This window comes from Vreelandella zhanjiangensis DSM 21076, from assembly GCF_000377665.1.
In the GTDB taxonomy this organism is placed as follows: domain Bacteria; phylum Pseudomonadota; class Gammaproteobacteria; order Pseudomonadales; family Halomonadaceae; genus Vreelandella; species Vreelandella zhanjiangensis.
The window spans coordinates 63,475-84,712 of record NZ_KB898654.1; the positions used below are offsets into that span (position 1 = coordinate 63,475).

Annotated in this window: 13 protein-coding genes; 6 read left to right on the forward strand and 7 right to left on the reverse strand. The window is 58.6% G+C overall.

Going from position 1 to position 21,238, the window contains the following annotated elements; translation table 11 throughout:
- The first annotated feature begins 48 nt into the window (after positions 1-48).
- Both D467_RS0116480 and D467_RS0116485 read left to right on the forward strand, forming a co-directional pair.
- Positions 49-819 (forward strand): transporter substrate-binding domain-containing protein, encoded by a 771-nt coding sequence (locus D467_RS0116480; protein ID WP_018918640.1) that lies wholly within the window; start codon positions 49-51, stop codon positions 817-819.
- A 259-nt stretch (positions 820-1,078) separates the two neighbouring features.
- Positions 1,079-1,864: a TraX family protein gene (locus tag D467_RS0116485; RefSeq protein WP_018918641.1), complete on the forward strand. Its 786-nt coding sequence runs from the start codon at positions 1,079-1,081 to the stop codon at positions 1,862-1,864.
- Here the strand turns inward: D467_RS0116485 and D467_RS0116490 are convergent.
- The 3 genes from D467_RS0116490 to purE form a co-directional block, all read right to left on the reverse strand.
- Positions 1,861-3,468 carry a diguanylate cyclase domain-containing protein gene (locus tag D467_RS0116490; RefSeq protein WP_018918642.1) on the reverse strand — a complete coding sequence of 536 codons (1,608 nt, stop codon included), beginning with the start codon at positions 3,466-3,468 and terminating at the stop codon, positions 1,861-1,863. The two genes, D467_RS0116485 and D467_RS0116490, sit on opposite strands and share 4 nt — an antisense overlap.
- 148 nt (positions 3,469-3,616) lie before the next feature.
- Complete coding sequence (locus D467_RS0116495) at positions 3,617-4,738, reverse strand: 5-(carboxyamino)imidazole ribonucleotide synthase (protein WP_018918643.1); 1,122 nt, start codon at positions 4,736-4,738, stop codon at positions 3,617-3,619.
- A gap of 11 nt (positions 4,739-4,749) precedes the next feature.
- Positions 4,750-5,265 carry a 5-(carboxyamino)imidazole ribonucleotide mutase gene (gene purE, locus D467_RS0116500; protein ID WP_018918644.1) on the reverse strand — a complete coding sequence of 172 codons (516 nt, stop codon included), beginning with the start codon at positions 5,263-5,265 and terminating at the stop codon, positions 4,750-4,752.
- Positions 5,266-5,477: 212 nt separating this feature from the next.
- On the opposite strand from purE, the gene D467_RS0116505 reads away from it, so the two are divergent.
- The gene (locus D467_RS0116505) at positions 5,478-5,750 is read left to right on the forward strand and encodes an XRE family transcriptional regulator (protein WP_018918645.1); all 273 of its coding nucleotides are present in this window, start codon (positions 5,478-5,480) and stop codon (positions 5,748-5,750) included.
- A gap of 81 nt (positions 5,751-5,831) precedes the next feature.
- Here the strand turns inward: D467_RS0116505 and D467_RS0116510 are convergent, their stop codons facing one another.
- The 3 genes from D467_RS0116510 to ilvD form a co-directional block, all read right to left on the reverse strand.
- A complete protein-coding gene (locus tag D467_RS0116510; RefSeq protein ID WP_018918646.1) occupies positions 5,832-6,011 on the reverse strand; it encodes a hypothetical protein in 180 nt (59 codons plus the stop codon).
- 109 nt (positions 6,012-6,120) lie between these two features.
- Positions 6,121-7,347, reverse strand: a complete 1,227-nt coding sequence (gene chrA, locus D467_RS0116515) for a chromate efflux transporter (RefSeq protein ID WP_018918647.1) — start codon at positions 7,345-7,347, stop codon at positions 6,121-6,123.
- An 850-nt stretch (positions 7,348-8,197) separates the two neighbouring features.
- Positions 8,198-9,883 carry a dihydroxy-acid dehydratase gene (gene ilvD, locus D467_RS0116520; RefSeq protein WP_018918648.1) on the reverse strand — a complete coding sequence of 562 codons (1,686 nt, stop codon included), beginning with the start codon at positions 9,881-9,883 and terminating at the stop codon, positions 8,198-8,200.
- Positions 9,884-10,029: 146 nt separating this feature from the next.
- Here ilvD and recC point away from each other — a divergent pair, with 146 nt between their 5' ends.
- A complete protein-coding gene (gene recC / locus D467_RS0116525; protein WP_018918649.1) occupies positions 10,030-13,638 on the forward strand; it encodes an exodeoxyribonuclease V subunit gamma in 3,609 nt (1,202 codons plus the stop codon).
- Positions 13,639-13,707: 69 nt separating this feature from the next.
- Here the strand turns inward: recC and pncB are convergent, their stop codons facing one another.
- The gene (gene pncB, locus D467_RS0116530; protein ID WP_018918650.1) at positions 13,708-14,889 is read right to left on the reverse strand and encodes a nicotinate phosphoribosyltransferase; all 1,182 of its coding nucleotides are present in this window, start codon (positions 14,887-14,889) and stop codon (positions 13,708-13,710) included.
- 221 nt (positions 14,890-15,110) lie between these two features.
- On the opposite strand from pncB, the gene recB reads away from it, so the two are divergent.
- Positions 15,111-18,896 carry an exodeoxyribonuclease V subunit beta gene (gene recB / locus D467_RS0116535; RefSeq protein WP_018918651.1) on the forward strand — a complete coding sequence of 1,262 codons (3,786 nt, stop codon included), beginning with the start codon at positions 15,111-15,113 and terminating at the stop codon, positions 18,894-18,896.
- Positions 18,893-21,199 carry an exodeoxyribonuclease V subunit alpha gene (recD, locus tag D467_RS0116540; RefSeq protein ID WP_018918652.1) on the forward strand — a complete coding sequence of 769 codons (2,307 nt, stop codon included), beginning with the start codon at positions 18,893-18,895 and terminating at the stop codon, positions 21,197-21,199. Before recB ends, recD begins: the two co-directional genes overlap by 4 nt.
- The last annotated feature ends 39 nt before the right edge of the window (positions 21,200-21,238 follow it).

The window sequence follows — 21,238 nt, forward strand, 5'->3', positions numbered from 1 at the left end:
TTAAAGAGGATCACCTTGTGTGAACCTGTTTTACAACGGAGTTTAATAATGAAAAAACTGCTATCGGTTTCCTTGATCGGTTTGGCTGTGGCTGCGGCCTCCTCTGCACAGGCACGCGATTACGATCACGTACGCATCGGCGTTGATGTTCCCTACGTTCCGATGGAATACCGCACCCCTGAAGGCGACCTGACCGGTTTCGATATTGACCTGGGCAACGCCATGTGTGAAGAAATCGGCGTTACCTGTGAATGGATCGAGCAGGAGTGGGACGGTATTATTCCGGGCCTTCTGTCACGCAACTATGATGCCGTCATGTCGTCCATGACGATCAACGATGAGCGTCGTCAGCAGGTGCTGTTCTCCGACCCCTACATCACCATGCCGTCTGCCTGGTTTGCGCCAAGCAATCTGGATATCTCAGAAGCCAACGAAGAAACCCTTGAAGGGCTAACCATTGGTGTTCAGCGCGGTACGCTTCAGGACAACTACGTCACCGATAACTACAGCAGCGTCGCCGATATCAGCCGTTACTCCACTGCCGATGATATGGTGCTCGATCTAGACGCCCAGCGCCTGGATATCGTGTTCCTCGACTTCCCGATCGGCCAGTCCACCCTGGTTGAAAATGAAGACGGCGACTACACCATCGTGGGCGAACAAATCTCCGAGCCTAAAGAGTACTTTGGCGACGGCTTTGGTATCGCCTTTCGCCAGCGTGATGAAGCGCTTGCCGAGAAATTCAACGAAGCGCTCGCTACTCTGAAAGAAGATGGTACCTACGACGAAATCCACGCCCGCTACTTCGGCGAAGAGTAATCGTCTCTCCTCCCCGGTTTATGCCGGGGAGGAGTTCTCGCGCTACCCCTTCTGCACTACTTTCTCGCTCACTCCCCATTACTTTTTCGTTACGTATTCACTGCTTTCTCTAGATGCCATTCCTGGGTATTTTCTGACCTTTAAGCCTTTCCCCGCCCCCGGCGCTGCCTCGAATTGCTGCCAAGATGAGCAAATTCAGTGAACTAGCCGTGCTACTATCAGTCTCTCAAAGCAAGCTAGTGACCGACAGGGAGGTTTTATGGCTAATGCATCGTCACCGTTACGACCCTCTTCCCATTGGACGGGTTGGGGCCAGTGGCTCGCGTTGATCACCATGACGGTGGATCATCTTACCCGCTACGTACTTCCTTGGGATTTAAGCTGGGCAGGTTCTTCCATTGGTCGAATCGCTTTTCCGCTATTTGCCGCTATGGTGGCCTGGCATGGGCTTTTCAATACGCGTAATCCATTACGCTACTCGCGGCGTATTCTTATTATCGGCCTGGTGGCGCAAGTGCCTTACATGCTGATGCCACGTGCCTCTGATGCGCTGATTCTTAATGTCTGCTTTACTCTGGCAAGCGGCCTGGCTCTGGGCACACTGGTACGCCAGGGCTGGCAGCATTACCAGCAGCAAACCCTGGGGTTTGGCTGGCTTCTGTTAGGCGCGGCGGTAGGCGTTACGCTTTGGTATCTGCTCGGCTTCTGGGTGGAGTATGGTCACAACGGTCTGCTGCTGATTCCTCTGCTCATGTTTGCCATGCACGCGCTAAGTCAGGCAGGGCCTCATTTTCAGTCACGCCTGTGGGCGGGCCTGGCGGCCTTTCCGGTACTCTGGATTGCCGGGCAGATGAACGCCTCGGACATGGCTAAATCCTTCACGGTGGCTACCTGCTTGGTTGTGCTGATACTCGCCGCAGGCGCTGCCCGGCGAATTGCGCCCGTACAGCTTGCCATGCCGCGTAGGCTTTGGCTTGCCTGGTACCCTGGGCATTTCATGCTAATTGCGCTGTGGCTGCTGCTCAGTGGTCAACTCGCCATTTAAACGTCTTGCTGAGCAGGGCCGGGCTGCGTAAAGTTTTGTTTAACGGCTTTACGCATCCACGGCTGGTAGCGTTTCACCTGATTGCGTCCTTCGGCTTTTGCCTGATACATGGCAATATCAGCCTGCTTTAACATTTCAGAAGCATCGCAATGCTCTGTTTCAAAGTAGGTGTAGCCTATGCTAGGTGTTACTTTCAGCCAATGGTTTTCCAAGCGATAGGCGCCTGCAAGGACCTGTTCTAACCGCTGCATAAAATCCTGAACCTGCTGTTCGGCTATTGAGCTATTGGCTGTCTCGAACAGTGCTAGCAGTACAAATTCATCACCACTCAAACGCGCGGCCATACCCGTTTCACCTTTGCAATGCTCCAACCGGCGAGCCACCTGTATTAACAAGTCATCTCCCGCAGCATGCCCCAAGCTATCATTAATCAGTTTGAAGCGATCCATATCCAAAAACACAATAAGCCCGGTCTTCGGCAATTTTTCATCGCTCAAACGGTTCAAGCAATCAATAAACAGTCGGCGATTAGGAAGATCCGTCAGCGCATCGTAATAAGCCTGCCGATAAATTATCGCTTCAGAGCGCTTTTGCTCGGTGAAATCTTCAATAATCGCAATACCGCCGATCTTATGATCACTTGCCGTACGCACCGCGTTGAAAAACGATCGCAGCGGCGTTCCCTGGTCATGGCGAGGTAGGTAAAAGGTACCCTCGTAATACCCCATGCCTTTTTCCAGGGCGTCAGCCACCGCTTGTGCTACCTTCTGGTCTGCACGGTGATCCAGCATGCAGTACCCAATCAATTGATCGCGTGTACCACCCAATATTTCCAGCAACTTGTCATTACAGTTGGTAATCACACCTTGCGAATCAAAGTGCAGAACTCCCAGCGGGGAATGTAAATAAATAGATTGATAACGATCTTCGCTCTCTTGAAGCAGGGCTTCTCTAGAGGCCATCTCCAAACGTAGTGCAATGTTATCGTGGATAATGTGGCTAAGCCTACGGCTGGTGACCAGCATCAGGCCCATGAAAAGCAGCAACAGCAAGCACATTTGTGACGACAGCTGCCCGCCATAAAGCAAGAACTGAATGGGTAATGGCAACAAGACAGGCAACACAAAAAGGATAGCCACCCACCATACCGATGACAGTGTTGTCACACCGCCAGCGGCAATCCCCCCCATCACAATAGTGAGCATAGTTGTTTGTTTGGAATATTCTGGGCTAAAAAACAGAATCGCGGCAGCCCCCCACACACAGCCAGCTAGAAATGCGCCTTGGGAAAACCGCAGCAACCAATGGGGATGCTTTTGATCACTGGCCGACGCATGATGATAACGATAAGCCAACCTCAAACGTAACATCGAAACCAGTGTTAAGGCAGCCAACCAGCCCATCAATAATAGCGCACTGACAAATGTCCACAGTGCCGCTACCAACAGGCCACCTGCAAATACGCTGGTCAGCACTGGCTGCCATAGCTTTTCATAGAGCAGGCAGACTTTTTCTACCTGTAAACGGCAAGCCGCTTTTTGATGAGCGTACGGATGACCACCAAGCCTGAATAGCTTGGTGCTCACCCTTGCAAGAGGCGGCATAACTGACATCCTGATTGTTAGTCTTATCTTCTATAATCGGCAGATATGCATATTTATTAAATTAATAGTTAGAATACTAAGGACACGAACCCTCTGCGCTAGCTCCTGGCGTGCAGCAACAAGAAAAAATTCTCATGCGGTGCTGGCATTACAGCGACGATTCAAAACTCCACTCAACCGGCGGAGCATCTGGCAGTAATGCCTGGCAGGCGCGGACTTTTTCCAAAAGCTCCGTATGGGTGGCAGCAACTACGTTAACGTGGGCCAGCTTGCGTCCTGCGCGCTCGGCTTTGTCGTAACGGTGCAGGTGGGTATTGGCAAGTTTGAGCATGGCCACGTTGTCGCCTTCCTGGCCGATCACATTGACCATGCAGGTAGGCGCAATGGCCGCGGTGCTGCCCAGCGGCAATCCCTGAATCGCACGAAGGTGGTTCTCAAACTGGCTAGTGACCGCGCCATCCATCGTCCAGTGGCCGGAGTTATGCACCCGCGGCGCCATCTCGTTGGCCAGCAGGCTGCCATCGCGGGTCTGAAACAGCTCAAGCGCCAGCACGCCCACGTAATCCAGCTCGTCCAGCAAGGTGCGAATATACGTATCCGCGGTTTGCTGAACCTGAACGTCCAGGTCCGGCAGCGGCGCCACCGAGTAACGCAGAATGCCGCCCACATGCTGGTTCTCTGCCATGGGGTAGAACACCACTTCGCCATCGCGGCCGCGCACGGCAATCATCGACACTTCACGAACAAAATCGACAAATGCTTCAACGATCAGCTGCGCATGGCCGATGCTCTGCCACGCCTCAGCCGCCTCTTCAGGGTTTTTTAACACCGCCTGGCCTTTACCGTCGTAGCCTTCAGTGACGGATTTTGCTACCACCGGGCAGCCAAGCTCCCGGGCGGCCGCTTCAAGCTGCTCGGCACTTTCAACGACGCGATAAGCGGGCGTCGGAATATTCAACCGATCAAACAGGGCCTTCTCTTCCACCCGGTTCTGACAAACCTCGATCGCCCGGCTGCTGGGGTAAACCGGCTTATGTTTTTCGATCTCCTGCACAAGCGACACCGGCAGGTGCTCGAATTCATAGGTGACCACATCCACCTTGGCGAGAAACTCCGCCAAATGCTGGTTATCCGGATCAACGATAACCTCGCCAATGCCAGCGCTGGGATTACCCGTGGTATCCAAGAAGGTAAACCGGTTGCCCAGCGGATAACCGGCGAGCGCCAGCATGCGGCCTAGCTGGCCTGCGCCTAAAACGCCAATGTTCATCGGGTGTCTCCTTATTCTGCATCCGGCGCAGGGCGCGGGTCCGGATTATCCAGCACCAGCTGGGTCTGCTCGGCGCGGAAGGCATCGACGGCATCACGTACCGCACTGTCCTGCAGGCCCACAATCTGAGCGGCCAGCAGGCCCGCATTGGTCGCGCCCGCTTTACCGATCGCCAGCGTACCTACCGCAATGCCACCCGGCATCTGGGCAATCGATAGCAGTGAATCAAGCCCCTTTAACGCTTTAGACTCAACCGGCACGCCCAGCACCGGCAGCGGCGTTTGTGAGGCGACCATACCCGGCAGGTGGGCAGCGCCCCCGGCACCAGCCACAATCACCTGTAGGCCACGCTCAGCGGCGCTTTTAGCATAGTCAAACAGCAGGTCGGGCGTTCGGTGGGCGGATACCACGCGCGTTTCATAGGCAACGCCTAAGCGCTCCAACATCGTGACCGCATGCTCCATCACCGGCCAATCGGATTTGGACCCCATGATGACGCCCACTTTGGGTGCGCTATTCGACGACATGCCATTTCTCCCCGGCCAGTGGCCTTATAAAAAATGATAAAAGTGCCGCACGCCGGAAGCTGCAGCGCACGCTAAAATGAGGCGCATAGTTTACCAGAGCTGGGGCGCAAGCGGGTGTTCACAAATGTCGCGAAATTTTCATCAAATTAAATATTGAAAAGCACCTGCGTTGGCGGCATTGTGTATTCGTCATTTCAGACTTATGGAGTCACATGAGTACGGCATACTCGACTGCTCACGCAGAAACGCTGGATCCTCCGCGAAGCAGCCCTGACCTCGATGTCAGGGAATTAGAAAAACGCACGCGCCTTATGCGCATTATCACGCGTTTGATTGCAGTATCAGATCTAGGAAGTCGGGAGATTGCCCGCCAGGCAGGCCTTCCCGTACAGAAGATTAGCGATTTGCTCGCCGGCAGGCTTGAGCACCTGAACATTGACGAACTCAATGTTCTGCGCCGCACACTAGAACTGGAGGCGCCATAGCAGCAGCCCTCCCATCACCAAATCGACAAACGCCTCGCAAATGCGAGGCGTTTTTTATGGCATCAATTAACAGCTAACCAGCTAGTCTTCGCGCTGCTCAAACGCTTCGGCGGCCTGAATCGCTTCTTTCTCAGAGGTATGTTCAGAAACCACCACCTCATTTTCCGGCTGGGATACGTCCACAACTTGCCAGCCAGTAATGGTTTCTTTCAGATCAGAGACATCAAACACCGGGTCGATACGGGCTTGTCGGGTAGACATTCTACTCTCCTTGGATTTACGACAATTGACGTATTACCAGCGTAGAAGACAAAACCGTCGAGGGAAAAGACGTGGGGCCGCTTTTGATTAATGGCAAAACCAGGCCTACCTATAACGTCGATATCAAGAGACCGCCCAACGCAATCACTATAACCACCGCCCAGGCGGGAAGTTTCCACACCGTCAGCAGCAAAAAGCCTGTCAGTGCCAAGGCAAATTCATACGGCCCGATAATCGCGCTGGTCCATACCGGCTGATAGAGCGCCGCCGCCAGAATCCCGACCACCGCGGCATTGGCGCCGCGCATTAGTGCCTGAGCACTGCCCCACTGGCGAAAGCGATTCCAAAACGGCAGTACGCCGACCAGCAATAAAAAGCCCGGCACAAAAATTGCCAGCAGGGCCAATAGCGCCCCCGCCAGCCCGTTAACCCCTGGCAGCAGCGCACCTAAATAAGCCGCAAAGGTAAATAGCGGCCCAGGAACGGCCTGCGCTGCCCCGTAACCGGTTAAAAACGCATCCGGCGTTACCCAGCCCGACTGCACCACCTCAGCTTCCAGAAGCGGCAGTACCACATGCCCACCGCCAAATACCAGCGCGCCCGAACGGTAGAACGCATCGAGAATATCCAGCCATACGCCACTTCCCGCAAATAGCGGCAGCACAATCAAAAGCCCAGCAAATAATATCAGTGCGACAACGCCTGCTTGGCGCGAGACGGAAAAGTGGAGCCGTTCCTGTGTCGGCATCGACACTTCACGGCAGAGTATTAAACCCGTTAATCCGCCTGCCACGATGGCACTAACCTGTCCCATCGGCCCGCTTAAGAAGACCACGGTAAACACCGCCAGTAGCGCAATGCCTGTACGCGTTTTATCCGGGCACAGGTTACGTGCCATGCCCCACACAGCGTGGGCCACAATCGCCACCGCGACGATCTTCAAGCCGTGAATAAGGCCGCTGGCAATAGGGCCATCCAACACCGCTGCGCCCAACGCAAACAGCACCAGCACAACGGCCGAAGGCAGTGTAAAGGCAAGCCACGCAGCCGCCGCCCCGCAAGGCCCCGCGCGCATTAACCCCAGGGCAAAACCTACCTGGCTGCTAGCCGGGCCCGGCAAGAACTGACAGAGCGCGACCAGATCCGCATAGGCCGCTTCAGAAAGCCATCGACGGCGCTCCACAAACTCGGTACGAAAGTAGCCCAGATGCGCCACCGGCCCGCCAAAGGAGGTCAGGCCAAGCCATAGAAAAACCCTGAAGACTTCGCTGATGTGGGCACGGGCGGCCAATTGTTGCGTCACAGCACCGGTTCCTTGAAAGAAAATGCCGAGCATAAACGTCACGTTTGACACGGGGATGACAATGAATGAATAAAAGAAACAACGCTCAAGTTGAGCAATGCACAACCCGTAGCGCGTGGTAACGTTTTGCGAGGCACTAGCAAATAAGGCACCCGCGGGAGGCAGCTGTTAAGCCGCCCTGCCGTGCCACCTATATCATGCACTTGCACCACATCACCCAACCCCGGCACCGCTTCGCGCTGCTCCCGCGCCGGGCCGCCGCTGCGGGTGCGCTAACGCTTACACCGCGCTACAAACTCGGATCAATGCACATCCCGTAGCGCGTGGTAACGTTTTGCGAGGCATGAGCAAATAAGGCACCCGCGGGAGGCGGCTGTTAAGCCGCCCTGCCGTGCCACCTATATCATGCACTTGCACCACATCACCCCGGCAGCGCTGGACGCGCTGCTCCCGCGGGTGCGCTGGCGCTTACCACGCGCTACAAAATCGGATCGATGCACATCCCGTAGCGCGTGGTAACGTTTTGCGAGGCACGAGCAAATAAGGCACCCCCGGGAGGCGGCTATTAAGCCGCCCGGCCGTGTCACCTATATCATGCACTTGCACCACATCACCCAACCCCGGCACCGCTTCGCGCTGCTCCCGCGCCGGGCCGCCGCTGCGGGTGCGCTGGCGCTTACCACGCGCTACAAAATCGGATCAATGCACATCCCGTAACGTGTGGTAACGTTTTGCGAGGCACGAGCAAATAAGGCACCCGCGGGAGGCGGCTATTAAGCCGCCCGGCCGTGTCACCTATATCATGCACTTGCACCACATCACCCAACCCCGGCAGCGCTACGGATATGGCGATTGCTCCAGCCTTGTGAACGGGTAGCGGCCCTTATTCGCTCTGATCAGTTACCGCACCGGTGCTAGCCGAGCTTACCAATCGCGCGTACTTGGCCAGCACACCGCGGGTATAGCGCGGCTCTGGGCGTTGCCAAGCGGCTTGGCGGCGCATCAATTCGTCATCAGCCACGTGCATCTCGATGGTATCCGCCTCGGCATCGATGGTAATGCGGTCGCCATTTTCCACCAGCGCCAGCGGGCCGCCCTCAAACGCCTCGGGCGATACATGACCGACCACAAAGCCGTGGCTGCCGCCGGAGAAGCGTCCATCGGTGATCAGTGCAACGTCATTGCCCAGGCCGCGGCCCATGATCGCGGAAGTAGGTGTGAGCATTTCACGCATGCCGGGGCCGCCTTTGGGGCCTTCGTAGCGGATGACCACGACATCGCCTGCCACCACGGTGCCGTCGTTAATCCGCGCCTGGGCTTCTTCTTCAGAGCCGAACACCCGCGCCGTGCCCGAAAAGCGTACGCCTTCTTTACCGGAGATTTTAGCGACTGCACCTTCCGGCGCCAGGTTGCCGTACAGAATCCGCAGATGGCTTTCGGCTTTAATCGGCTTATCCAGCGGCGCGATAATCTGCTGGTCGTCAGGGTAAGGCGCAACGTCGGCCAGGTTTTCCGCCAGCGTATTGCCGGTCACCGTCAAGCAGTCGCCATGCAACAGGCCTGCGGCTAGCAGGTTTTTCATCAGCGGCTGAATGCCGCCCAGCGCCACAAGCTCACTCATCATGTAGTGGCCGCTGGGGCGAAGATCCGCGACTACCGGCACTCGCTTGCCGATTTCAGTAAAGTCTTCAAGCGTCAGCTCAACGCCGATGGTGCGCGCCATGCCGATAAGGTGCAGCACCGCATTGGTAGAGCCGCCCAGAGCAATCACCACGGTAATTGCGTTTTCAAACGCCTTGCGGGTCATGATGTCCGAAGGTTTGATGTCGCGTGCCAGCAGCTCAAGCACCGCCTCGCCTGCCGCTTTACAGTCGTCACGCTTTTCTTGGGAAATCGCGTTTTGCGCTGAGCTGCCCGGTAGGCTCATGCCCAAGGCCTCAATGGCCGACGCCATGGTGTTAGCGGTGTACATACCGCCACACGAACCGGGGCCAGGAATCGCGGTCTCCTCGATATTCTTGAGCTCGATCAGGTCTATATCGCCCCGCGAGTGAGCGCCCATGGCCTCGAACACCGAGACGATATCGGTATGCCCTTTGCCCGGCATGATCGTGCCGCCGTATACAAATACGCTGGGGCGATTCAAGCGCGCCAGCCCCATCACGCAGCCCGGCATATTCTTGTCGCAGCCGCCAATTGCGACCAGACCATCAAAGCCCTCGCAGCCCGCCACGGTCTCGATAGAATCCGCGATTACTTCCCGCGAGACCAGCGAGTACTTCATGCCTTCGGTGCCATTGGCAATGCCATCAGAAATGGTGATGGTATTGAAAATAACCCCTTTACCGCCCGCGGCGTCGGCACCATCGCGGGCCTGTTCGGCAAGCTCACCGATATGGCTGTTGCAGGGTGTCACCATGCTCCAGGTAGAGGCCACGCCTACCTGGGGCTTTTTGAAATCAGCATCGTTAAAGCCTACCGCGCGTAGCATGGCACGGCTGGCAGCTTTACCCACGCCATCAACCACAGGGGCGGAATGGCGGCGAGTATGGTTCGGTGTATCGGTCATGGGGCACTCTCTTGCGTTATTCACGGTTTAATAAACACAGCTTGAGGGGTTATGCAGCATCTCGCAATACGTTTAACTTATGGCACCATAGTACTCGTCTTAAGTACTGTGCCTTATCGTTACTGCCGTGAAGGAAATACCGCTGCATGTCGTCACACTCGCTGCTTGCTAATACATCGTCTCTTACGCCGGGTTTTATGGTGGTGCATGCCAACCGCCTGGAAGACCTGCGTGGGCTGGCAGTGGAGTGGATGCGCCTTCACCCGTTAGGGCCGCTTGAGAACGAGACGATTCTGGTGCAGAGCAACGGTATCGGCCAGTGGCTAAAGCTTGCCCTGGCGGAAGACCCGGCCCAGGGCGGCGCGGGCATTGCGGCGGCGCTGAACGTTACCCTGCCGGCACGCTTTTTATGGCAGGCCTACCGCACGGTGTTAACGCATATCACCGGCGACGCCCAGGCGGTACCTGAAACCTCGCCTTTCGATAAGTCGCGCCTGGTATGGCGCCTGTTGCGCTTACTGCCAAGCCTCGCTGAGAAGCCTGCGTTTGCTCCGCTAGCGCGCTTTCTGGAAACTGACCGGGACCAGCGCAAGCACTATCAGTTGGCCGAGCGCTTGGCGGACTTGTTCGATCAGTACCAGGTATACCGCGCCGACTGGCTTGAGGCCTGGGCACGGGGCGAAGACGTACTCATTACCGCTCGCGGCGAAAGGCGCCCGTTAGATGAACATCAGCGCTGGCAGCCGGAGCTGTGGCGCGCCCTGCGCGATGACGTTGCCGCCACCCAGGGCGAGGCCGGGCTTAACAGCAGCCGCGCCCAGGTGCATAGCCGCTTTTTAGAACTCGCTCAACAACTGGAAGGCCAGGATTGCCCACCGGGCTTGCCCCGGAGGCTGATTATTTTTGGTATTTCCTCACTGCCCCAGCAAACGCTGGAAGCCCTGGCCGCGCTTTCGCGCTGCTGCCAGATCGTGCTGTGCGTGCATAACCCCTGCCAGTTTTACTGGGCGGATATCATCGAACACAAAGATTTGCTGCGCGCCAGCCGCTACCGCCAGCAGCGTAAAACGGGCATGCCCGAAGCGCTGGACGTACTCGGCGATGGCGATGTAGACAGCGCCCTGCACCTGCACGCCCAACCGCTGCTGGCGGCATGGGGCAAACAGGGGCGCGATTACCTGCGCCTGCTGGATGAGCACGACGATGCGGGCAACTATCAAACCCTGTTCGAGCAGCAGGCGCTGCGTATCGATATGTTCGAGCCGTTCAGCACGCCGGAGCACAGTTGCCTGCTCAGCCAACTGCAGGATGATATCCGCGAGCTGCGCCCGGTAGCTGAAACTCAGACCACCTGGCCTGCGGTTGATGTAAGCCAAGACGACTCGATCGTGTTTCATATCGCCCACGGGCCCCAGCGCGAAGTGGAGATTCTTCACGACCAGCTGTTGGCCGCGTTCAGCGCCGACCCTGAACTACGCCCGCGGGATATCATCGTCATGGTGCCGGACATCGACCGCTACGCGCCGCATATCGAAGCGGTGTTTGGTCAGTACCGCTCAAGCTACCGTACGCTTGGCCGCGATGACCCGCGCTATATCCCCTACACGCTTTCAGACCAGGCCAGCCGCCACCGCCTGCCGCTGATGATTGCCCTGGAAAAGTTGCTGCGCCTGCCGGAGCTGCGCCTGTCGGTAAGCGACTTGCTTGATCTATTGGATGTCCCCGCCCTGCGCGCCCGCTTCGGCATTGAAGAGCGCGATTTACCCACCCTGAACCGCTGGATTGAAGGTGCGGGTATCCGCTGGGGGCTAAACGCCCAGCAGCGCATGCAGCTTGATTTGCCCCAAGGCTTGAGCCAGAACACCTGGGCGTTTGGCCTGCGCCGTTTGCTGTTGGGTTACACCGTGGGTGTGGCGGATGCGTGGCAGGGGATCGAGCCGTTTGATGACATCGGCGGACTTGAAGCCTCACTTGCCGGGCCGCTGGCAACGCTGCTTGAGAAGCTCGAAACCACCTGGGAGATTTTCTGCAAGCCCACCACCGCCGCCAACTGGGTCATCCGGCTGCGCGAACTGCTGGAAACCTTCTTTCTTACCGATGACGCTGAAGAAAGCGTGATGCTGACCAAGCTGGAAAGCGCGCTTCAGCAGCTGTTCGACAGCACCGAAGAGGCCAAATTGGATGATAATTTGCCGCTTTCCATGGTGCGCGAACACTGGCTCGCGCAAATTGATGAGCACAGCCTCTCCCAGCGCTTTTTAGCCGGGGCGGTCAACTTCGCCACGTTAATGCCGATGCGTGCAATTCCGTTCAAGCGGGTGTGCCTGCTGGGCATGAACGACGGTGAATATCCACGCTCCCAGCCGCCGCTGGATTTCGACCTGATGGGCAGCGACTACCGCCCCGGCGACCGCTCGCGTAGAGAAGACGACCGCTACCTGTTTCTGGAAGCGCTGCTGTCCGCGCGCCACCAGCTCTATATTAGCTGGGTGGGCCGCAGCCAGATCGACAACAACCCCATGCCGCCGTCGGTGTTGGTCGGCCAACTGCGCGACCACCTGGCCGCAGGCTGGCTAAGCCAACATCAGGATCAAGAGCCGCTCATTGACGCGCTCACCACCGAGCACCCGCTGCAACCGTTTAGCCAACGCTATTTTGCCGCGGGCGCCAGCTCGTCATCGCAGGCGCGACTGTTTACCTATGCTCATGAGTGGCACGCGCTACACGCCCCTCAGGATAGCAGCACTGAAAAGCCAAGCACCCTGCCCGCCTTCGAGCAGGAAATTCCGCTGACCCTCGCTCAGCTTGGCAGCTTTCTGCGCGAACCGGCCAAAGCGTTCTTCAACACCCGCCTGGGGGTTTATTTTGAGCAGGAAGCCCTGGCCCAGCTGGACGTGGAGCCGTTTGTGCTTAACGGTCTGCAGCACTGGCAGTTGCAGGATCAACTGATTGCCGCCCAACGCCGCGCGGTGGATAACGGCGAGCCCCGTGAAGAGGCCATGTTTGCCGCGCTTGAACGCATCAAGGGCCAGGGCGTGCTGGCCGTGGGCGCCTTTGGCGAGCGCATGCGTGAATCATTGGCAGAACCCATGCAGGCGCTGTTCGATGATTACCAGGATGCGCTTGCTGAATGGCCCTACTCGGAGGAAGCCCCCCAGGCGGTCGCGTTTAGGGCCCATGCGCTTTCGATTAACGACTGGATTAACGAACTTCGCCTGGATGAGGACGGCAACCGCTGCCGCCTGCTGCTGGTCAGCAACAGCTTGATCAGCCAGGGGCGCGGCCGTGGGCAGTACCGCTGGCAGCACCTATTGCGTCCCTGGGTGGCCCACCTGGCCGCCAATGCGGCATCGCCCATGACCACGCAGCTGCTTTCCAAAGCAGGCCATGTGCGTTTTGCACCGTTAAACGCAGATATCGCGCGGGATCATCTAACGACTATTTTGCAGTGCTGGCAGGATGGCATGGCAACCCCGCTACCGCTGGCACCCCAGGCGGCATTTGCCTGGCTAGGCAAAGAGGGTAACCCGGAAAGCACGCCCGAGAGCGACGCGTTTAACGCAGCGGCAAGCGCTTATGAGGGTGGCCGTTTTCAGACCGGCGAAGTGGCGCAAAGCGCCTACCTCGCCCGCCAATGGACCAGTTTTGAAGCGTTGTTTAATACACGTACCGGCGAATCTACCGACCAGGGCCATACCTTCGCCTTACTGGCAGAAGCGCTTTACGCCCCCCTATATCGTGCAGTGAAAGAATAAGTCAAAGAACAGTACCGCGCGGTGAAAGAGTAGCCTCGCGCGGTAAAGGAGCAGTGGCTGGCTAGAGGCCTAATTGCCTTGCTGATTGACCAGAAATATCCGCTTTGCCAACGAGATCATTTCCGGGTCGCCGGTGTTCTTTTCGGGCACATCGGAAAGCTTGATGACCGGCAGCCAGCCCTGGCCTTCGGGGCGCGCCTCGACCATCTTGATCACCATGTTCATGGGCTCCTCGCCCACGTCGTTGGTGAAGTTGGTGCCGATACCAAACGCCATGCCGATGCGGTCTTTACAGAAGGCATGAATGCGCTCGATCTTTTCCGGGGTGAGCGCATCGGAAAAGATGATCGTCTTGCTCAGCGGGTCAACGCCCAAGCGCTCGTAGTGAGCGATGGTTTGTGAGGCAAAGTCGATAGGGTCGCCGCTATCGTGGCGCACGCCATCAAACAGCTTGGCAAACTTCTTATCGAAGCTATCGAAAAAGGCCTGCGAAGTAAACGTATCGGTTAACGCAATGCCCAGGTCGCCTCGGTACACATCCACCCAGTGCTCTAGAGCCAGGCTGTTGGCCATTTTGAAACCAAAGCGGGCACCGTGGAACATGAACCACTCGTGGGCGTGGGTACCGATCGGCTTGACACCGTGGCGCATGGCCAGCAGCACATTGCTGGTGCCGGTAAACGATTCGCCGCCGTGGTGGTGAAGCGCACCCACCACGCGGTCGTGAACGTCAAAGGAGAAGCGTCGCCGAGTGCCAAACTCAGCGATTTTGAGCCCCATGCGACGATAAAGCTCGATTTTCTCCTGAGCGCTTTGCTCGATCATCGCATCGACTTCAGGCGTGACCGTAATCCCCCGCAGCCGATACCAAAGCTCGCTGATCAGCGCCATCAGCGGCACTTCCCAGAGAATAGTGCGATACCAAGGGCCTTCGATCACTACGGAAAGATCCGCCCCCTGCTGCTCGATAATCACCTCGCTGGGGTCGTAGCGAAACCCGGCAAGAAAATCGAGATAGGTGGGGTCCAGATAGGGGCACGTCGTTTCGAGGTAGCGCTTTTCTGCCTCGTTTAAGTGAAGCACCGCCATACTATCGACTTCGCGGCGTAACGCAGCGCCAAACCCTTCCGGAAAGGCATGCTCGCCACGATTGATAAAAGCGTAACGCGCATGGGCATACGGAAAGCGTTTAATCACGGCATTCTGCATCGTGATTTTGTAAAAGTCGTTATCCAGAAGCGAGGTCAGCATGGAGTCTCATCGTCAGCGTGAACAGAAGCCGCGGTAGCGTAAACAAGATCGCCCCAAGAGTGGCTAGCCGACAAGATTAGCAGGTGACGGCGCCGGCTCCCAGCCCACAGCGTTCGCTTACGCCTTTTGCTCCCTAACGGGCATCGCGATATAGTGCCCCAACCGCCCCTTTTTACCCGCCGGGGCGCGTTGTTTTTTGCGCCTGCTCCTGGAGATCAGTGATGAGCTACCCCGCCCCACTCAACCCCTTGAGCTTGCCCCTGCACGGCAGCCGCCTGATTGAAGCCAGCGCCGGCACCGGTAAAACCTTCACCATCGCGCTTTTATACGTGCGCTTAGTGCTGGGTGGGCGCAGTAAAGAGGACGATGACGCCTTTATCCGCCCGCTCACGCCGCCGGAAATTCTCGTAGTCACGTTTACCAACGCCGCAACCCAGGAGCTGCGCGAGCGGATTCGTAACCGGCTGGTGGAAGCCGCCGAGGTCTTTCGTAATGAGGCAAGCGCTGACCAACCTGCCGGCGACAAGCTATTGCTTACGCTGCGCAGTGAGTACCCACCCTCAGCCTGGCCCGCCTGTGCGCGGCGTTTAGCACTTGCCGCCGAGTGGATGGACGAAGCCGCGGTGTCGACCATTCACAGCTGGTGCTACCGCATGCTGCGCGAGCACGCTTTCGATAGCGGCAGCCTGTTTTCGCTGAACCTGGAAAACGACCAGCGCGAGCTGGAGCAGGACGTAGTGCGCGACTACTGGCGCAGCTTTTATTACGCCCTTGAAGGTGATGCACTTGAAAGCATTGTCAGCTACTGGCAGTCCCCCGATGACCTGCACGCCAGCCTGCAGCGCCTGCTGCCCGAATGCGATGCCTTAGGCGCGCAACGCCCGGAGCCGGAGCAAACGCTTACTACCTGCCAGGCCGCCCGCGCCGCCAAGCTCAGCGAGTTAAAAGCCCCCTGGGCTGCCTGGCTGGATGGGCTGGTGCCTGCGCTGGAAGAGGCCGCCAAGCAGAAGGCCTTCAAAGGGCAAAGTTTTAACGCCAAAAGCCGCGCCAACTGGCTGGGGGCGCTGCGCGAATGGTGCACAGGCGACGCTGCCCGCCCCCAGCTTACCGATGCCGCTTGGAAGCGTATGACGCCTGACGGCATGGCCGATATCTGGAAAGTAGGCGCACCGCCCTACCCGGAAGTATGGGAAGCGCTTGCACAACTGCCCGGCGAGCTTAATGCCCTGCCCGAGCCGCGCAACGACCTGCTGATTCACGCCGTGCAGTGGTGCCGCAAGCGCCTTGAGCGCGAGCAGGAACGCCGTGCCGAGATGGGTCCCAATGACTTGCTCACCCACCTGGACCGCGCTCTTCAAGGCCCCAACCGTGACGCGCTGGCCACCCAGATTCAGCGCCAGTTTCCGGTCGCGCTGATTGATGAGTTCCAGGATACCGACCCGATTCAGTACCGCATTTTTAACGCGGTGTATAAGGTGGCCGAACCGCGTCGCGATACTGCCGTCATGCTGATTGGTGACCCCAAGCAGGCTATTTACGCCTTCCGCGGTGCGGATATTTTCACCTATCTGAAAGCCCGCCAGGACACCGCAGGCCGCCACGTCACGCTGGGCACCAACTTTCGCTCAAGTTCATCGATGGTCGATGCGGTGAACCACTGCTTCCACTACGCCGACCAGCACGACACGGGCGCGTTTTTATTCCGTGACGAGAGCGGCGATAACCCGCTGCCGTTTTTACCCGTGGCCGCCAAAGGCCGCGACGACCAACTGGTGCTGAACGGCGAGCCGCTGCCCGCCATGACGCTGTGGCAGCTGGACGCTGACGAGCCGCTTTCCAAAACCGCTTACCAACTCGAAATGGCCGAGCGCTGCGCTTCGCACATGACCATGCTGCTGGAAGCGGGCCGCAACCAAAAAGCCGGTTTTGAAGCCGCGGGTAAGCTAGCCCCGCTAAAGCCTTCCGATATGGCGGTGCTGGTCAACGGCCTGCAGGAAGCCCGCGCCATTCGTCTGGCCCTTGCCAGCCGTGGGGTTAAGAGCGTTTACCTATCAGATAACGATAAGGTGTTTAGCTCGCCGATTGCCCAGCAGCTGGAAACCTGCCTGCGCGCCTGCGCCGAGCCCCAGGCCAACTCGCGCCAAGCGGAGGCTAAGCTGCGCGCAGCACTTGCCACCTCGCTGCTCGGGCTTAGCCTGGGCGAGCTTGACCATCTCAACCAGAGCGAGCTTGCCTGGGAAGCGCGGGTGGAGCAGTTCAGCCGCTACCACCGCCTGTGGCAGCGCCAGGGCGTGCTGCCGCTGGTACGCAAGCTGATGGTGGATTTTAACATCCCCGCCCGGCTGCTTGAGTTTACTGACGGTGAGCGCTTGCTAACCGACTTGCTGCACCTGGGCGAACTGCTCCAGCAGGCAAGCCAGGAGCTGGATGGCGAGCACGCTCTGATCCGTTTTTTAGCCGAGGCAATTGCCGACCCGGAAAGCCACGGCGACAGCCACAAGCTGCGCCTGGAAAGCGACGCGGATCTGGTCAAGGTAGTGACCATTCACAAATCCAAGGGCCTTGAATACCCGCTGGTATTTTTACCCTTTATTGCCAACCACCGCCCCACTAAACAGGGCGATGTGCCATTGCGCTGGCACGATGGCGACGGTAATTTACAGCTAAGCCTGAGCGCCGATGAGCAAACGCTGGCCACCGCTGACCGCGAGCGTTTAGGCGAAGATTTACGCAAGCTTTACGTCGCCCTGACCCGCGCCCGCCACGCCACCTGGCTGGGGCTCGCGCCGTTGAAAGATGGCGAAGGCAGCGCTTTGGGCCATTTGCTCAATGGCGGAAGCACCATTGCCCCCAGCCAGTTTGGCGAGGCGCTTAGCGCGCTGGTGAACAAAAGCGAAATAGCCTTGAGCGCCGCACCGGAAGCCACGGCGCTGCGCTTTACGCCCGCTCAGCAGCAAGAGGCCCTGGGGCAAGCGCGCACGCCCACACGTTCCGCCCGCGAGCAGTGGTGGATTGCCAGCTACTCGGCGCTGCGCACCACCGCCGCTGTTTCAGGGTTGTCATCCAGCGCTACTGCCTTGCCCACGCCGGAGCCCACCACGCCCCAGGAAGCCACCACGTTTGAAATGCTGGATGAGCCGCAGGATCTGCTTAAAGGCTCCCCGCTAGTCGGTAGCGCACCGAGTGTAACCACTCACTCCCCTCTTTACTCATCCTTGCAGGTCGACAGCGATCAGCCAAGCTCAGCCACCAGCCACTTGCACCGCTTCCCGCGCGGCCCTGGCCCCGGCACCTTTCTGCACGGCCTGTTGGAGTGGGCAGGCCAGCTGGGCTTTGCCAAGGCGCTTGAAGACGCCGCCGCCCGTGAAGACACCCTGCACCGTCGCCTACAGCTGCGCGGCTGGCAGGCCTGGTATGAGCCGCTGGCAGGCTGGTTTGAAGATCTGCTCACCACCGCGCTGCCGCTTCCCAACCAGCAGGGCGCCGTGGCGCTTAACCAGCTGAGCGGCTATCAGGTGGAGCTTGAGTTCTGGTTTGCCGCCCATCAGGTGGATACCCAAGCGCTGGATGCGCTGGTTAGCCAGCACTTACTTCCCGGCATCGCCCGGCCCGCGCTGGATGCCGATACGCTCAACGGTATGCTGAAAGGCTTTATTGATTTGGCGTTTGAGCACAACGGGCGCTTTTACGTGCTGGACTGGAAATCCAACTACCTGGGCGCAGATGACAGCGCCTATACCGTTGAGGCACTGAGTGCCGCGCTGCTGGAAAAGCGCTACGATCTGCAGGCCGCGCTTTACCTGTTGGCGCTACACCGGCTGTTAAAAGCCCGCCTGCCGGACTACGACCCGCGCAAGCACCTAGGCGGCTCATTAACGGTATTTTTGCGCGGCAGCCGTACTATCGCGCGCGGAGTACACCCAGAGCCCGCGCCGGTTGAGTTAATAGAAGCACTGGATGCATTATTTGCAGGTACGGCTAACGTGGACCTTAAGGAAACGGCATGAAAGATGTATACACCCTTGACCTGTTCGGCGACAGCGAGCCGCCAGCGACCAAGGCCGTCTCTCCCAAACCGGCTAACCGCGCGGTAGACGCCCATGCCAATAGCCATGCCGTGGAACCCCGCGCCCTACAGCCGCACCCCGCGCTTAGCGATATGGGCGCCCTGCTCACGCTTTGTGAGCGCTGGGTAGCCAGAGGCTGGCTGCGCGACCTGGACCGCGCGCTGGTAAGCTTCTTCGCCCGCGAGGCGGGCCAGGTGCCGCCGCTGCTTCTGCTCGCCACCGCCCTTGCCAGCCACCAATTGGGCCGGGGCCACGTATGCCTGGATTTAAGCGCCACGCTAAGCGCGCCGGATTTCGCCCTTTCACTTCCGCCTGAAGGTGATGACTTAAGCGACCCGCCGCCGCTGCCCAGCGAAGTGCTGGCCACGCTAACGCTTGCCGAGTGGCAGGCGGCGCTTGAGCACCCCGCGCTGATCAGCAACGGCCACGGCAACACGCCGCTGGTACGCTCAGACGCCCCGCACACAACGCGGCTTTACCTGCGCCGCTATTGGCAGTACGAACAGACCCTGCATCAGGAAATTACCGCACGGTTAAGCGTCGCTGGCGCAGGGCCCATTCATAAGGCAAGGCCCAGCGTTGGTCGCTCTTTACTACTTAAAGACGCCCTGGATACGCTGTTCCCCGCCACCGACACGCTGGACTGGCAGAAGGTAGCCTGTGCGCTGGCGGCCCGCAGCCACTTTGCGATTATTACCGGCGGCCCCGGCACCGGCAAAACCACCACCGTGGTACGCCTGCTCGCCCTGCTGCAAACCCTACAGCTGGCCCACTCGCCCGAGCAGGCGCTGCGCATTCGCCTGGCCGCGCCCACCGGCAAAGCCGCCGCCCGGCTCAATGAATCCATCGCCGGGCAGGTGAGCAACCTGCCCATGAGCGCGCTGGAATCGCTGCTAAGCGAGCGTGCCGGTGCCGAATCCAGTACCTTGGTGATACCTACGGAAGTCACCACCCTGCACAGGCTGCTGGGTGCAAGGCCGGATACCCGCCACTTCCGCCACAACCCCAATAACCCGTTGGCGTTGGACGTGCTGGTGATCGATGAGGCCTCCATGGTGGATATCGAAATGATGACCGCCGTATTAAGCGCGCTGCCCGCCCACGCTAAGCTGGTGCTGTTGGGCGATAAGGATCAGCTGGCATCCGTGGAAGCCGGTGCAGTACTGGGTGATTTATGCCGCCGTGCCGAGGCCGCGCACTACACGCCGGAAACCGCCCAGTGGCTTGCCGAACTCACCAGCCAGCCGCTGCCCGAAGCGCTAACCTGCCCCAACGGCCAGGCGCTTGATCAGGCGATTACCATGCTGCGAGTAAGCCACCGCTTTGACGCCGCCAGCGGCATTGGCCAGTTGGCCGAGGCGATCAACCAGCCGCTAAGCGCTGCGCTCAACGAGCGCGATAAACAGAACGCCGTCCACAGCGCCCTGCGCCAAGTCTACGCCGACCTGCATCATTTAGTGCTGGGCGGTGAAGATGACAACGCCCTGGAGCGCTTGGTGGTAACAGGCTCCCCCGAGCGCTTTCCCAATGCGGGTAAAGGCCGACTGGATAAAAGAAGCAACCAAGAGCTAGCCCCCCCCACGGGTTATCGACATTACCTGACGATGTTAAAAAAACAGCGCCCGGAGGCAACGCTAACGTTTGAAGATAACCGCGCCGCCTATAACGCCTGGGCCAGCAACGTGCTAAAAGCCTACGGCCACTTCCAACTACTCTGCGCATTGCGCAAAGGCCCGTGGGGTGTAGAAGGTTTGAACTTGCGCATCGCCAAAGTACTGCGCCGCGAGAAGCTTCTAAGCGCAAGCGATATCGAGCTGGAGAAAGGCTGGTATGAAGGCCGTCCGGTGCTGGTCACGCAAAACGACTACAGCCTGGGGCTAATGAATGGGGATATCGGCATTACGCTCGCCGTGCCCGACCCGCGCACGCCGGGGCGCTCATTACATCGAGTCGCCTTCCCGACGAGCGACTCAGAGAACCCCATCCGCTGGGTGCTACCTTCCCGCCTACACGCGGTAGAAACCGTATTTGCGATGACGGTACACAAATCCCAAGGCTCGGAGTTTTTGCACACGGCGCTGTTGCTACCCCAAACGCCCAACCCCATCCTCACACGCGAGCTGGTCTATACCGGCATCACCCGCGCCCGCGAATGGCTCACACTGATTGAAGCCAAACGGGGGATATTGAATGATGCGGTGGTTAGGGAGGTTATGCGGGTTAGCGGGACGGGGATTAATTAAAATTTACATCGCCGGTTCTAGCATTGTCAGTTGTCGGCC